Genomic DNA, 16,095 nt, shown 5'->3' on the forward strand with positions numbered 1-16,095 from the left:
TTTTAAGCTCCTGGAATTTGCGGTGTTGCTACAAATCCTATAGGCAACCAATGCGGTGTACTATATTGTTTGATATGCTCAACTAAAGGAAGCCGTAAACTTTTACCATCAATTAAATAAATGATTGGATCTGCTAGCTCTTTGGCAATTAATTTTTGCTGTTGCAAATCAACAATCAACTCAATCGCTTCTTTATTCCACCCAGTCCAAAAGATAATGTTTTGGAACTCACCATCATAAATCTCATAATCCCCTTTATACTGAAACCCTACTTCTTCAAATACACGTTCTACCTCTGTATAACTTGCACCTGGATTCTTTCGTATATATTCCAACACTTTCAATGCTACATCCTGCATGATTCTAACCTCTTTTCATCAGTTTTTATTGTGGCACTTAATAATTTTGCGTTATATGCTCTAGCTTCATTTTGTTACTTTTTGTGTAACAGGCAGAAACCCAAGCACATCAAGGGTTCAGACCTAAAAATATAAAAAAAGTATCGGTTACAAAAATTTTTCATCTATATATAATTAGGCTGATTAGGTAGATTAGGCATTTTACCTATTTCTCTAATCTACCTAAAATAATAATTCTTTATATATTGTTACTTGTTACTTATATTAGATTAACCTTAGAGGCTGTAAGGCTGAACAAGGTTACAAAATAGGTCACAAAGGTAACAAAGCTAATTCACTTTTATAAACCCGTTTCTAGTTGGTCTACCTTGAACTTTTAATAACTTCATCACAGGCTTGTAGCATTCTACTAATTTGATAGCCTCTTTAATCTTCATTTTAATTTTGCGCGGTGGACGCTCACCTACATAAGGAAGTTTCTCAGCCACCATTTCTACTGAAATCCTATCAGGATAGCCTAGCACTTCAATAGCCTTTTTAACGTCTTCGGCATACTCATTTTCATATTGGAAGTGTTTTCGCTGCTTATCAAAAACAGCCCAACTGTCTTTCGGTATACCGATAAAAGGATCAGCTTTATATAAAACAACTGCCTCGGCTAAAATTTGATCCACATGATGCCTAAAATGTTTTTCAGGCTCCTTTTGCATCACGTATTCTTTTGGCCCGCACAGGATAGGAATGTAACGCCTGCTTCCTGTATAATCACTTAGAATTTCAATTTTATTTGATGTACCTACTAGTACAAACTCACGTAATCGCTCTTCTATGTGCCTTGCATAAGCAGCACGATATTTTTCCATCCTCCGGCTAATGAATTCTTTTTTTGCCTCTTCACTTAGCTTTTTAAACAGCTTCAATTCATCAAGTGCTACAATCCAAGTACCCTCAGTACGTTCTCCAACTATTTTAGATTCTGTACTTTCTAAGCTATCTAAGAACCAACCTTTTGATAGGTCTCGGAAGATATTAGACTTATAAATCCCTTGTTCACCAATTAATACGATCATCTCTTGATACTCGCAACCAGGTTCAAAAACTCTTTTCACCATTGCTTTCAGAAATTAACGAGTTGCTAGACGTGTATAATTTGGTATATCTTCTGCACCTAGCCAATCAATGAACATTCTTTCAGCTCTTGGGATACCGTCCCATACAAGCGAGTTTAGATAGTCCTGAACTGGATGGAAACGATTCCGATTGTAAACCTCTACAAAGGCCTTTTGAATACGTTTTTCTGATGTAATCTCGTACACTTTTTCAATGTATACCTCTAGTCCTGTGGTATCGTTATCTGTCCAAGCAAAGATACCGGTTGCCCCTTCTCTTAAAGACCAGGGAAGAGGTGCTATACCCTTAATGTTATTGTAGAAAGTGTCTTTCCTAATACGTCCTTTAAGCTTTGGATCATTTTCAAGTATCAGTTCAATGTTTGCTGTACTTGCTGCAATCTTTCCAGTGTATGGATCTATCTTTAATTTTTTCGTCCATTCTATATTTTGAGCATCTATAGGACTTCCAAAATCATCAAAGGCGCTTGCTACCCTTGCGGTAGCGAGTTCAGCATTTACAGCATCTAACGATGCAGCAAAATGAACCATTTGCACATATGAAGGTAATTTGTTTACTGGTGTATCCGGCTTTGCCTCGTTATCTAACTCCCCGTATTTATGCAGTCGTACCAGGTCAAAAGCATTCACTAGTTTTCCGCTGCACGGATCCGTTGCATGATGTGAATACAAGAATAAGCCATCTTCATAAATGACCGCCCCGCCTACAGTCGAACCACCGACAAATGTATAACGCCCGCTACCATCGTCTGTTGGTGTATAAACACCGGTTAAAAATGTAGCTATGGCAGCGTGTATATCATATGCGCGACAAAAGGCTCCTACAGCCCCGTTTTTCTCTAAAGGATTCCCTTGCTTGGCTAGATTACGTGTTTGTACGGTTGTTGCTCCGGGTACTTCTGGCCACTCCTGAATATTGCGCCAATCACCATACATTGCTAGCACACCATCAGCACTTAAAAACGGTTTATCTCCATATTGGAACACGTATTGACTATCAGCTGAACAACTTGGCCAATACATCAAACGAGCTACTTCAAAAGTAGTTGGATCCGCAAACTCTATTCCTATTAAACTTGCTAGCTTCCTTGCAGTAGGTTCATATTCATCCGATCCCATTGTTCTATCAGTGGGAACTATCACACGCAACCTCGGCTTAAATTCACTGTGCTTTCGAGTGCTATACGTGACGTATGCGCACCCTAGCCCTTCTAACCTGCGTAATACATCTTGTGTGCCGCCTGAAGGAATGTTATCTAAATCAAGGGTAACTAGATCTCTTCCAAGTACATTAGAAGTTTTTCTTCTGTCATCGCGTAACCATCCGCCGACAAATCCTCCTACATCTTTTAATTCATCCTGTTGTGACTTTGGTAGTTTAAGATAGTCATTCAGTGTTTCTGTACCGCGTACCGGTGCTTTAAGCTTTTCGATAAGTTGTACCCACTGTATTTTTTGCGCAATCCATTTCATTGCTTTACGATTGCCTGCTGCTGATATAGTTAGTTCTCTATTGTATTGCATCTAATTCTTTCACCTACTTTCAGGCCCGTTCTTATCCCAAATACATACAATATTATTTTTCATAATAATGAGCCCCTCAGATGTCCGTATATAGGTTTTGTCATCACAGAGATAATCATCAATTGGTCTATCCAAAATCACATTAAAGTTTCCCCAACCACTTCTCACGGGATGATGTAATACAGTTTCAATTAAATAAATGTACATTTTATTCACCGCCCCACTTTTATTTATTGCATGCCTGCCAAAGCAAATTTATTTTTTACCACTCATTTGTAATTTCTAAAATAACTTCCTTCGCACTTTGCGCTGGGTACCAACGTTTGCGAGACTTTTTAATTTCAATAGCCCTCATTCGAGGATCGGAAAGAAATTCATCTTCTAAAAACCTTTCGCTCATACAAGTTAGCTCAGCTAATCGTTTTACATCTACAAACCAAAGGGCTTGTTTAACTTCTTCTTCAATTTTTTTGTTTACATAATCACGGACTGCTAATTTATCAATTTGAACTTCGATACTTGCTGTAGGAATCATTTGAACACCTCGCAATTGGATTCTGTTATTTCAAATATTTCATCAAAACTTTTTCCTATCGTGTCGCAAATTTTCTTTGCAGTACCAGGTCTTGGAGATTGCCTCCTATTCGATATTTGAATCAATGATGCGGCTGAAATACCACAAGATTTTGCAAAACTCCTCTTAGAAAATCCTGATTTTATTAACAACGAATTAAAATCAACCTGAGACTTAATTAAAATCATCTTTCACACCTCCTGAAACCAACATACAAAACAAATTAACCAATATACTGGTTAAAATGATTAGTATAAAGATAATACCATTCTGATTAATTGTCAATCAAAAATGATTAGCATAGTGGTTAAAATGATTAGATTATGATAGAATTACATAAAATCTGTTGAAAAAGAGGTGATTTTCAAATGCCATTTATCCATAGTAATTTAAGAGTCTTAATGGCCGAAAGAGGCTTAAACATACAAAATATAAAAGATAATACAACACTTTCAAGAACTACTATTTCTAATCTGGTTAACAATTACGGTTCGGGGATTCAATTCGATACGTTAGTACAATTATGCTCACTTTTAAATTGTTCTCCTGGGGACCTTTTAACATATGTAGATGTAACATTCGAATTTTCAGAAGAGAGGGACAACCAAACTTTTAATGCAGAGTATGAAACGTATGTAGAAGATCCTAGTGAAGGTTATGGTGAAGAATATTTATGTAGAATAACTACAAATATAAGTATTCTCTGTAAGATGATTTATGAAAAAGAGATTTTCCAATTTAAAATTCCTTGTAACGTACAAGTGGAGCTAGATCATAGATGTAATATAGTTAAGTTAAATGCCGATACATCAGATGCTTTCCAAGTGAATATTAAAAAGCATAAATTAACCATGCCTATTTATGTCGCAGAACATTTTTTAGAACAATTACACATCTATATTGAAGAACTAGTACCTTTATGGGTCAGCAAAATTTAAAATCAAAAACCCATTCATCCCTATACACATGCCTGCCAAAGCTGGAAAGGGATGCGAAATGAAATTATATAAATCAGTGAAAGAAAACGAAGTGTATTACTACTTCAATAGCAATAATGAAAAATTATGGATGTTCCGCCACAAGTATTATGATTCGACTGGTAAGCGAAAAGAAAAGAAGAAAAGTGGCTTTCAAACAGAAAAAGCAGCGATAAAAGCCCTTTTAGAAGTAAAGGCTCAAACGCTGCGTGGTGAAACGAAACAACTTGATTATGAGAAAATAACTGTAGGTGAATGGCTAGATATCTGGTATGAAACTAACTGTAGTAAATGGAAAGTGACCACAAAAATACAACGATTAGGTATTATTAAAAACTACCTAAAGCCATATGTTGGTCATCATAAATTACAAAAACTAGATCGCATTATTTATCAAAAAAGTTTTATTAATAAATTAGAGGGGAAATTTAAGGCTTCTACAATTCGTCTATGGCATACTATTTTCAAAATTGCTATCAATGCAGCTGTGGATGCTGAAATACTATCTCGTAATCGTTTTAATCGAATTGCACTTCCAGCTGATTCCGATAAAGAATCACTAAATTACTTTACATCGGATGAATTAGCAACTTTCCTAAATGATATACAAAAAAATGAAAGCCTCACAAACTACATGTATTTCCTTGTTGCTGCATACACAGGTATGAGAAAAGGTGAAATTTGTGGGCTTCAATGGAAAAATATTAACTTTAACAATCAAACTGTAACAATTGAACGCACCCGTGATCATAAAGGTATTCGACTACCTAAAACAAAAAACAGTTATAGGACTATTCTAATCGATACAGATGTTATGAAGCAATTGGAACATTATAAAACATGTTGTAAGGAGAAATTGTTCTCGTATGGTAAGAAGTTAAATAGTGATACATTCGTATTTATTAACGACGATGCTGTTCCAATCTTCTCTAATAGTCCAAACCATATATTAAAAAAATCATTAAAGCGTACTGGGTTACCAAAGATCACTGTGCATGGATTGCGTCATACTCATTGCACATTACTTTTAAACGAAGGTCGGGATGCTAAGGTAATTTCTGAACGTCTAGGGAACACGCCTGAAATGATTTATAAAGTATATGGTCACATCATGAAACAAATGGAAGTCGATTTAGTTACGGCATTTAGCCAGAGTTTAGAAGCAAGTGGGGCTAAAATTGGGGCTAACTGATAGTAAAACATTCAGAAAACATTGATATTAAGCTGTTTTCTAAGGTGTATATACGCTATTATAAATAATATACACCATAACTCAAAGCAGGGAGGCTTTATAAGATGCCAATCGTCACAGTCAAATTATTAGAAGGTCGTACGGATGAGCAAAAACGTGCATTAGTTGAAAAAGTAACAGAAGCGGTAGCTGAAACAACAGGTGCTCCAGCACAAAACGTAACAATCATCATCGAAGATATGTCAAAAGCACACTACGCTACAGGCGGCGTTCGCGCTTGCGATAAATAAGGTTTTGAGAGAGAATTTACTTAATATAGTAAATTCTCTTTTTTTGTGAGGTGACGTATGAAAACAAAACTAATCCAAATCGGCCTTATGCTCATGTTCATTACGGGGCTTATGCTTGTTTTGATCAACCCTATACAGAGCTTCCTTGTCTCTCACTTAAGTAAGTCGCTTGTGCCGACACCCACCCAGCAAGTAGCTGCTGAAAATAGTGAGGTAAGCTTTGATTTTGAAGCGGTACAATCACTATCAATTATTGATGTGTTACGTGCACAAGCAAGCAAGAGTGACTTACCTGTGATTGGTAGCATCGCCATCCCTGAAGTCGGTCTAGAATTACCTATTTTAAAAGGTGTAGGAAAAGAAGCGTTAGCTGCTGGCGCTGGTACGATGAAACCACAGCAAATGATGGGACAAGGCAACTATTCACTAGCTAGCCATTACTTTGAAGAAAAAGATATATTATTCGGTCCCCTTTACGAAGCTGAAATCGGCGATAAAATCTATTTATCTGATTTATCCTATGTGTATGAATACGAGCTAACAACAAAGGACATCATCGAGGAGACAGACGTTTATATTATCGATGATGTACCGAATGAAACATTACTGACACTCATTACGTGTGCAGTAGAAGGCTCCAAACGCTTAGCCGTTCGCGCAACATTTACACAACGTTATACACCTGAGTATGATGCAAATGAGGCCATCTGAAAAGACATTGGGCATGGCTTCTTTGCGACCAGGATGGTGGCATGTTGATGCGACCACCGCAGGAGCAATATTTCTTAGTAGCTATGTATCAAGAAGTAAGAAAAGGGTGTCCGAAAAGTTTTCACTTTCTGGACACCCCTTTTCATTAAGCGTTTTTACGACGACGGATGAAGAAGAATGCACTCATTGCCATTAAAGCAAAACCTGCATAAAACATCGCCGTTGTAGACGCACCATCTGTTTGAGGAAGTTTCGCTACGCTCTCGCCTGCTGTTGAAACATTATCGTTCCCCGCTGTTGTACCGTCAGTCGTTGGCTCTTTCGACTCCATTGCGACTAATGTACGCTCAAGCTCTGCTAAACGTTCCTGTAATTTTGTAAGTTCTACACCTAATACACGCAGAAGCTCTGCTTGTTCTTCAGGTGTCAGCTGTTCAAACATCTCTAGGAATTGCTTTAATTCTTTGATTTGCTTTTTAATATCTTCCGGGTTATTTGGAATTGGATCTTCTATAATCTTCTGGATATTCTCTACCTGCTCCGGTGTTACTGGAGATGGTGTATTTGGATCTGTCGGCGGTGTGCCTGGATCTGTTCCTCCACCTGGATTTGTTGGTGGTGTACCTGGATCTGTTCCTCCACCTGGATTTGTTGGTGGTGTACCTGGATCTATTCCTCCACCTGGATTTGTTGGTGGTGTACCTGGATCTATTCCTCCACCTGGATTTGTTGGTGGTGTACCTGGATCTATTCCTCCACCTGGATTTGTTGGTGGTGTACCTGGATCTGTTCCTCCACCTGGATTTGTTGGTGGTGTACCTGGATCTGTTCCTCCACCTGGATTTGTCGGTGGTGTACCTGGATCTGTTCCTCCACCTGGATTTGTTGGTGGTGTACCTGGATCTGTTCCTCCACCTGGATTTGTCGGTAGTGTTAATTTATGAATTGCCTCACAATTTTCTACCGTTAGATTACTTACAAATGTACTTCCTTCATAAAGCTGATACGTTCCCTTTTCTAATGTATAAGGTACAGTTAATTGACCATTTACATCTGTTATACCTGTAGCTATGGCTGTTCCCATATCATCTTTAATCGTTACTATTATCCCTTCACGTGCAGTATTATTAGCATCTAGTAACGTTAATGTGAAGATTGGACATGCGTTGTCTGATACCTTTACAGCTGCTCCACAAATTTCATCAATATAACTTACCGTAATATCGTCTAATTTTTGATTTGCACTGTTGTATACCTCATATGTTATACCTTGTTGCAATAAAGATTTATCATTGAACATAATTTGTCCATTTACATCCGTTGTACCTGTAGTAATAACTTGACCAGCTTGGTCTTTAATTGTTACTTGTACACCTGCACCAACAGGTTGAAGATCTTTATTATTCACAGTTAGTGTATAAACTGGACATGCATTCTTAATCACGACACCTTGACAGTTACTTGTATATGTTACTGCCACATCACCAATCTTGTCACCTTTTGTACCATCTGCATTTTGCTCATAGACTGTATAAGCACCTGGTTTTTGATTTTGTGGTAATTGAATCTTCCCATCAGCATCTGTTTCATCTGTCGTTAAAACAACTTCTGTGCCGTTACTATCTTCAACAATTACTTTTGTATTAGTCTTAGGATTCCCATCTTGACCATTCACTGTAATTGTGAAAATATCACAAGCTCTTGGCTTTTCAACTTCCGCTTCACAAGGTGTTTTTGTATACGTTACTGTCACATCACCAAGAACTTTCCCTGAATCTGTAACTTCCACTTCGTATTCTCCCGCAGGTGTAGTTGCTGAAGGTAACGCTACTTTTCCTTCTGTGTCAACAGTTGCTTCAATTGTTTCATTTGTTGTTTTATTCGTTAAAATTACTTTTGTGCTTTCTGGTAAAATACCATCTTCATCTTTCACAGTAATCGTGAAGAATTCACAAGCTGGAGCTGGTTGAATAGTTGCTTCACAAGTTGTTTTTACAACAAATTCACCTAGCTTTTCAGCACCTTCATATACTTCATATGTGCCTGGTTCAAGGTTTGAAATCTTTATTTTACCTTCATTATTTGTTGGATTAATTGTTTGTGTAATAGTATTACCTGTATCTTTATCCTTAATAATGACTATTACATTCTCTCGAACTTTTCCATCAGCATCTTTCAATGTTAATGTAAAGTTTGGGCATGTAGGTGCTTCTGTAATTGCTGTTTCACAATTATTATTTGAATAATCTACAGTGACTTCACCTAAATATTGATTCCCTTCGTAAAGGTCATATTTACCCGCAGATGTTGTTGGTGGCACTGTGAATTTTCCACCTGCATCTGTTTTTGTTGATGGTGCTGTAATCACATTGCCAGACTTATCTTTTAAAACGACTTCAACATTCGGACGTGGGTTTCCATCTTTATCATTTAACGTAACTGTAAATGCTGGACAAGTATTCTGTGGCTGTAGTTCACCTTGACACTCACCTATTCCATATTTCACTGTTACATTTCCTAAATGATTTGAACCCTCATATACTTGGTATGAACCAGCTTGTACAGCTTTCGTTCCAGTACGAGGAATTGTTATTTTCCCACCATTATCTGTCGTATCTGTAAACTTCACATTACTATTACTATCTTGTAATGTTATTGTTTTATTTACTATAGGTTTACCGTTAATATCTTTGATTGTTAAAGTGAAGTTTGGACATGCATTACTTGAATCAACAGTTTTTTCATTTACTAATTCTGTCACATACGTAGGAACTTTTAATGTGTCTGTGTTTTCATCCAACATGACAGTTTGCTCACCCATTAATTTGTACCCTACCGGTGCTTTAACCTCTTTAATTTTGTAAGAACCATAATTGATGTTGTTAAATACAACAAAACCATCGGCATCTGATTTTTGAGTTGCAATAATATAATCTGTACCCTTAATTGTCTTGATTAATTGGAATTCAACATCCGATAACGATTTTTTATCAGCAGTTGTTGGATCTAAGCCGACTTTGTAGAACTTTAAATTCCCTTTCGTCATGTCTATAGAAGCATTGGATGTACTAAAATTTAATTTATCTACTACTGGCTTATCAGTTTGTTGGTTTCCAGCTACATTATTTGAGTCATCAAACGTAATTACTGCATTATTCTTAAATTCTTGCCCCTTAGCACCTAAAGCTATTGTTTGATAACGTACTTGATATCCCTCTTTAGCTAAATTACCAAAGTCAATTGTAAAACCACCATTCTCAAAACTGTGGACAAAACTTGAATTACTTAATTTCCCCCAGCTTGCCGAAGTAGTTGCACCACTTGTACCGACACCATATTTACGGATTTCAATTGAACTTTGAATAAGCATTAAACTATCTGAAGGATTATCCTTTACAACTACATTTTTTAAATCTGAAAGCGATTTATTAACGTCAATTGTCCATAGTAGGATGTCCGTACTATTACTACTAGTATTATTACTAACTGCTTTATTAATTAGGCTGTTGGCATTTTTAACTGTGACTGGCGTTGATTCTAAAGTATGCGTAGTTGTGGTCTTAAAAGTAGCACTATTTTTATACGTATCGTCTGAATCGTATTTTGGTTCATCGCTACCAATCCCTACGATATTGTCCATATCTTTTGTTTTATACTCAACTAAGTATACTTCGTTATTTTTATCGGACGCTAATGCATTATCAAATGTTAACGTATAGCCTGTTTTACGTACTTCATTTTCAATTAGCTCCTCCGTATACGATACAGTATAATCCGTAACTTCTGTAAGTTGCTCGCCTTTTGAAGTACTCGTATCACCACTGCCAAGCGTTGTTTTGTAAACACCTAGAGTCCCGGCTATAATTTCATGCCCTGCCCCCAAAGTATCTACTAAAACAGCCCCTTGAATATTTCGTTTATTCGTATTTACTTGTACTAGCCAAGTAAATTCTTGTGTTGCATAGTTATATGAACCCGTTTTACGACCATTGTTAGCTGTTGCTGGCGCTGGTGTGTAGTCAGCTGTTTTTGTTAATGTATACGTTTTACTTGTAGCAACTGGATCAGTCCATGTTGCGACAGCTGTATTCCCATACCCACTATTTATTACTGAACCATCATCTGAAATAGCATAAGAAGTTTTATACGTTACGGTAACACTACTATTTGGATCGATTTCCATATTTCCAATAGTGAAACCATTCGAATCTAGTTGTTTATTACCTGTACTTTTACTTACACCAATGTCATTTGTATCAACATGACTATCTTTATTCGTATCGACAAGCGTATGCACACCTGTTTTACTACCTGTCGCAAATGTATCTGTAAGTGTTAATCCTGTAATAGGTTCTGTAGGATGATCATTTGTAATCGTTACTGTCCAGAGAATTTCCTTTTTATCAAAATCTACTGAAGTCCTTTCTTTCTTTAAAATTCCCTCAGTAAGTGTATGACCAGCTGTTTTGCCACTGGATACCGTACCACTTGTTACCGTATTCTTAATAGTTTCTGAGTCATTCGATGCATCAGCAAAGAATTTTTGACCATTATCTTTTTTGTATTCTGCATCATATGTGATACGGTAAGCATCTGTAATAGCATCATTAAACTGAAGTTTGAACCCTACTACTTTTCCGCCCTCAGTAACATCCGATACACTATAATCACTACTATTTAATGTAGCTATTACACTATCAAATGTACCATCTTCTTTAACACTAACTTTTTGTACTACAATTGAACTTTGATCAATGACATGTGAGCCAGGAAGTGTATCTTCAATCCATGCATCACCTGTAGCTATATTTAATTGATTATAATTGTAACGAACTTCCCATTTCGACTTATAATTTGTACCAGATAATTTACTCTTATCCAGTGCCTTACCATAAGTTGTTGTTACAGTGCCCGAAGTAATTGTTTCATTATTTGTAGTATCTGTATCGGTTAAAGCAATCGTATTAGAAAATGATTTTTGTCCATCACGCTCTTCAGATTTAAGGGTAATTTTTGTTCGGTACGTAATTTTATAAGCAGCATTGCCTGATAATGTAATAGCCGCAAAATTAGGATAATCATTTATAGCAAATGGAGTATCTGCTACTTTCGTTAACCCTACGCTATAGGATTCTACCTTTATATCACCATCTAAACTATGACCACCTGTAGGTGTATCTTTTACTGTAGCTGATGTTAGGTTTTTACCTGCTTCATTTACCCATACTTCCCAATCAATATAGCGTTCCCCTAACACTGTACCGTTAGTGCCGTCTCCTGTATAAACGCCTTTAGATGTAGCAGTTTTTTTCATTTTTTCGTTTGCAGTACCTGGCTTGAAAGTAACAGAAACGATTTCCGTCCCTCCAGTAGCATTAGGAACTTCGAAATCTTGAGTTAAATCCTCATTTCTACCAGATAAATTGAACCCAGATGTAAAGTCAAAACTTATCGGCACACTAGAGCCGGTATGGTTAAGTAAATCCACATCTGTTAATGTCACTCTCACTTTTCCAGCATCTGCTTCATAACTAAAACCTGGTGCTATTGCGGATTTTGGCTTTCCGCCATGAAATGCATCACTAAAATCAATTAAAAAATTTGTCGGCAATTGAAACTCAAAATAATCCCCTACTTTAGGACCATAGTCTAAGTTGGCATTAAATGAAAATGTCATTTTTGCTTTTTCATTCTGCTCCAATGGCTTATCGTAAGTCTTGATTGGTTCACCATTGATTGTCATAGTAAAGTCAGTTAGTGGCGCATTTATTACCACTATCGCTGAATCTTCAGAAGTAGTCATTGGAGTAACATATGGTACTACTGTAGCCGAATCTTCAGAAGTAGTCGATGAACTAACATTTGGATCACTAGTGCCTGATGTAGAACTAGCTGCTGGCGGTGTTCCTGTTTCAATTTCATTTGCAAACACCGAAATTGGGCTTAAAATGGTCTGAAATACGAGCAACACTGCAAGCACTGCTATATTTAGTTTTCTCATTTCCTTAGGTTTTCCCTCCTTCTTCTATATTTCAGAACCTCTTTATAAGATTCCAATAGCATTGTATGTAAAACTGCTTAACAATCTCTTAAATTTTCACATTTCACTACCATAAAATTAGAAATATATACTATTTTGTTAAAATAAATATATTTAAACCTTTATATAGAATTTAATTTTCATGTTCCAACAAAGCGATAAACTTTAACAATTGGCTTATATTTCAGGGGGAAATGAACCTTTTCATTCAAAATAGAGAACTCTGCGAATAGTTACTGTGATAAAAAAGAGAGAAATTTACTAAAAAGGAGGCTTGCGTGAAGGGCGAAAAAAGCGCCTTTTTGAATAAAAAATGAAAATATTCAAGCTTTTTTCGAAAAATGCGTTGTGCTCTAAAGTAGTTGGTGCGCGTCTTTATGATGAGGTCATTTATAAAAAATAATAAAAACAAACGATAGCTTGCGATTTTTTTAACAAGAAAATCATACGCTTAATTTTAAAAACGCTCAAAACTCAATTTGTCGATTTTGAGATACAACTTATTTGAGGATAAGTGCCATTTAGATAAATAGAATCAATTTAACACTTATTTTAAATTAAGTTGTATATCAATTTCGCGAGTTGACATTAGCTAGGCATTCAAAAATCCCCTCTTGCAATACAAGCGACGAAAAAAATTATGTAGGCACGCTAACCATATTCAGAAACCATTCTCTTTGTAAAAAATGGGGCTCTGTCACAACATCACTAGAGCGGAGGAATGCTATACTTTTACTTATTACTTTTGTAAAAAACACACCCCTACTTTCCAAGTGTAGGGATGTGTTGACCGTTTTCCATATGTTTGTTCCTATTAACCTAAAAAGTGAATTTCCTTCGGATAGTATACTTTATAGTCGACCTTAATATTGTTCGCCATGGCAGAGACAATATGCGATTGCTCGGCTAACTCACGGATTTCGCCGCTTGGCATTTCTAAGTAAATCGGCCTTTTCGTTGGCACGACGCCTGGACGGTAAAAGTCATATGGTAAATCCGATGTGGAATCGGGCTTTATATAGTATTCAGGGTCAAGACCAATCGCCTTTACTTGCTCGACTAGCCATGCATAGCGTTCTGGTTCCTCTGCTGGATTTAAATCCATATGTTCGAATAAGTCACGGTTGATAAAGCGACGACATAAATCACTTAAAATTTGATCGGTTTCATACATCCAGAATTGGAAGTAGGTCAGCATAATGCTTTCATCTAGTGCTAAGTATTGTTGAAGTGATACTTCTCCACTGAAGAATGGCCTGAAGTGTACTGGTTCAAATGTAAATTTATAGTTTTCTTCACTTAACTTTTTCGCGCGTTTTAAAATATGATTGAGAACCGCTTCCGCACTACGAGACACAGGATGGAAATAGATTTGCAAGTACATTTGGTAGCGCGACATAATATAATCCTCAATCGCATGCATCCCACTCGATTTAATGACGACCATATCTTTTCGTGGACGCATAACACGCAAAATACGCTCCATATCAAAGTGCCCGTAGCTTACGCCTGTAAAGTACGCATCTCGCTGCAAGTAATCCATGCGGTCTGCATCAATTTGACTGGAGATCAGGCTCACGACTTGCTGATTTGTGTAGTTATTATCGATGACTTGAGCAACAAGCTCTGGGAAACCGTTTCCTACTTTTCGGAGCACAGCATTCACTTCTGTATTGCCAAGTAAAATGTCGCGTGTGTATTGCTCATGGTCTGTACCAAACACCGCCTCAAATGCATGGGAAAATGGTCCATGGCCTAAATCATGTAATAAGGCCGCGCACAGTGCTAATAAGCGCTCATTATTATCCCACTCGGGTCGACCACTAAACACATCGTCAATAATACGTCGCACAATTTCATATACACCAAGCGAATGCGTAAAGCGACTATGTTCGGCCCCGTGAAATACTAAATATGTAGTACCTAACTGACGGATCCTGCGTAAACGCTGAAACTCGCACGTGCCGATTAAATCCCAAATGACTTGGTCGCGCACATGCACATAACGATGCACAGGATCTTTAAATACTTTTTCTTCTGCTAGTTTCGCTGTTGCATAATCCATCTTCTGTACCTCCTCTAACTTATTGTTACTTCTATTATATGAGAGACATACTACTTTAGCATTAACAAAAAGAGATTGTTCATACTAGATGAACAACCTCATGTACATTACTTCTTTAGTTTTGCCACAACTTTTTCCATGAGCTCATCTTCTGTCAGAGCAGCTACGGGACGGTTATTGACAAATGTAAATGTTTTTTTGCGGCCTGGTCCGCAATATGAATGACAGCCAATTTCAATCGTTGCTTCTGGATCTATTTCTTTTAGTTTTGGAATTAACGTTTTTAAATTAACGGCCTGACATTCATCGCAAACGTGAAAGATGTTTGCCATAGTGTCAACACCCTTTCTATACTATTTTACGCTTTCATAAGCAGTTTTGTTGCATTTTAATCTTTCCTATTGTAGCTCATACATCTAGCTAGATTCAAGAGAAAACAGTGTTTATCAGTCAAAGGTCTGAAGCTATTTTTCACTTAAAAAAAAAAAGAAGGAATAAACTCTCGTAAATCAGGTCATATTAATAGTGAAATTATAAAGTTAGGGGGATTTTCCATGGTAAAAGTAAGACAAGATGCTTGGCTAAAAGAAAATGATGAGCTATTAGCCGAAGCCGTATTAAGACATGTAAAAGAAGGTAGTACACAATTAAATGCTTTTGAGGAAGCCGGTGATGCATTAAACCGTACTGCAGCAGCTTGTGGTTTTCGTTGGAATGCCGTTGTTCGCCGTTTTTATGAGAAAGAATTATCAGAAGCAAAAAAAGAGCGTAAAGAACGCCTTCGTGTCCTTGGCTCAATTGGGAAACGTCGCGCGCAACAAATCTATCTACTTCCATCTGCGAATGAAGAAGAAGGACGTACCATTCCTTTATCTGCATTATCACTCGATATTGTGATTGCCTACTTAGCACGTTTGCAACATACTAGTTCAGCAGAAACAGAAGTAGCTAAATGGCGCCATATGGCCAATATCTCAACGGACAAGTTAAAAGAGTTAGAGCAGGAAGTGGCACGATTAGAACGCGAAAATAGAGAAATCAAAGAAGACTACGAACAATTTGTTAACATTATGAATCGGGCACGTCGCCTTGTCACATTAGATACAGAGGAAGAACGTGTAGCACCTGTATTTAAAATGGAGCGAAACGGTAATTTAATAGCTTCTGCACCACAACCAGAAAACGGGGAGCAACTGCAATAAGCAGGCTCCCTGTTTTTTTGTTTATCAGCCT

13 protein-coding genes are annotated in these 16,095 nt (G+C 37.0%); 5 read left to right on the forward strand and 8 right to left on the reverse strand.

What is annotated here, in order from left to right; translation table 11 throughout:
- Positions 1-2: 2 nt before the first annotated feature.
- From AAGS61_RS04215 to AAGS61_RS04235, 5 genes are all read right to left on the reverse strand, one after another.
- Positions 3-359, reverse strand: a complete 357-nt coding sequence (locus AAGS61_RS04215; protein ID WP_391367777.1) for a pathogenicity island protein — start codon at positions 357-359, stop codon at positions 3-5.
- A 329-nt stretch (positions 360-688) separates the two neighbouring features.
- Positions 689-1,471, reverse strand: coding sequence for a VapE domain-containing protein (locus tag AAGS61_RS04220; protein WP_391367780.1), 783 nt, complete (start codon positions 1,469-1,471; stop codon positions 689-691).
- 12 nt (positions 1,472-1,483) lie between these two features.
- Complete coding sequence (locus tag AAGS61_RS04225) at positions 1,484-3,013, reverse strand: hypothetical protein (RefSeq protein ID WP_391367783.1); 1,530 nt, start codon at positions 3,011-3,013, stop codon at positions 1,484-1,486.
- 262 nt (positions 3,014-3,275) lie between these two features.
- Positions 3,276-3,548: a hypothetical protein gene (locus AAGS61_RS04230; RefSeq protein ID WP_391367785.1), complete on the reverse strand. Its 273-nt coding sequence runs from the start codon at positions 3,546-3,548 to the stop codon at positions 3,276-3,278.
- Positions 3,545-3,775, reverse strand: coding sequence for a helix-turn-helix domain-containing protein (locus tag AAGS61_RS04235; RefSeq protein ID WP_391367788.1), 231 nt, complete (start codon positions 3,773-3,775; stop codon positions 3,545-3,547). Before AAGS61_RS04235 ends, AAGS61_RS04230 begins: the two co-directional genes overlap by 4 nt.
- A gap of 180 nt (positions 3,776-3,955) precedes the next feature.
- On the opposite strand from AAGS61_RS04235, the gene AAGS61_RS04240 reads away from it, so the two are divergent.
- The 4 genes from AAGS61_RS04240 to AAGS61_RS04255 all read left to right on the forward strand — a co-directional run bounded on the left by AAGS61_RS04240 (position 3,956) and on the right by AAGS61_RS04255 (position 6,757).
- Positions 3,956-4,525 carry a helix-turn-helix domain-containing protein gene (locus AAGS61_RS04240; RefSeq protein WP_391367791.1) on the forward strand — a complete coding sequence of 190 codons (570 nt, stop codon included), beginning with the start codon at positions 3,956-3,958 and terminating at the stop codon, positions 4,523-4,525.
- A gap of 58 nt (positions 4,526-4,583) precedes the next feature.
- Positions 4,584-5,756, forward strand: coding sequence for a tyrosine-type recombinase/integrase (locus tag AAGS61_RS04245; protein WP_391367794.1), 1,173 nt, complete (start codon positions 4,584-4,586; stop codon positions 5,754-5,756).
- A gap of 104 nt (positions 5,757-5,860) precedes the next feature.
- A complete protein-coding gene (locus AAGS61_RS04250) occupies positions 5,861-6,046 on the forward strand; it encodes a 2-hydroxymuconate tautomerase (RefSeq protein WP_391367796.1) in 186 nt (61 codons plus the stop codon).
- A 57-nt stretch (positions 6,047-6,103) separates the two neighbouring features.
- Positions 6,104-6,757, forward strand: a complete 654-nt coding sequence (locus AAGS61_RS04255) for a class A sortase (RefSeq protein ID WP_391367799.1) — start codon at positions 6,104-6,106, stop codon at positions 6,755-6,757.
- Positions 6,758-6,902: 145 nt separating this feature from the next.
- On the opposite strand, the gene AAGS61_RS04260 is transcribed toward AAGS61_RS04255, so the two are convergent.
- The 3 genes from AAGS61_RS04260 to AAGS61_RS04270 form a co-directional block, all read right to left on the reverse strand.
- Positions 6,903-12,758: a collagen binding domain-containing protein gene (locus tag AAGS61_RS04260; protein ID WP_391367802.1), complete on the reverse strand. Its 5,856-nt coding sequence runs from the start codon at positions 12,756-12,758 to the stop codon at positions 6,903-6,905.
- Between the two features lie 853 nt (positions 12,759-13,611).
- Positions 13,612-14,862 (reverse strand): HD domain-containing protein, encoded by a 1,251-nt coding sequence (locus AAGS61_RS04265; RefSeq protein ID WP_391367805.1) that lies wholly within the window; start codon positions 14,860-14,862, stop codon positions 13,612-13,614.
- Between the two features lie 107 nt (positions 14,863-14,969).
- Positions 14,970-15,194 carry a DUF1450 domain-containing protein gene (locus tag AAGS61_RS04270; protein WP_391367807.1) on the reverse strand — a complete coding sequence of 75 codons (225 nt, stop codon included), beginning with the start codon at positions 15,192-15,194 and terminating at the stop codon, positions 14,970-14,972.
- A gap of 222 nt (positions 15,195-15,416) precedes the next feature.
- On the opposite strand from AAGS61_RS04270, the gene AAGS61_RS04275 reads away from it, so the two are divergent.
- Complete coding sequence (locus AAGS61_RS04275; protein WP_391367810.1) at positions 15,417-16,064, forward strand: RsfA family transcriptional regulator; 648 nt, start codon at positions 15,417-15,419, stop codon at positions 16,062-16,064.
- The last annotated feature ends 31 nt before the right edge of the window (positions 16,065-16,095 follow it).

This window comes from Lysinibacillus sp. KU-BSD001 (genome assembly GCF_042920265.1).
In the GTDB taxonomy this organism is placed as follows: Bacteria; Bacillota; Bacilli; order Bacillales_A; family Planococcaceae; genus Lysinibacillus_B.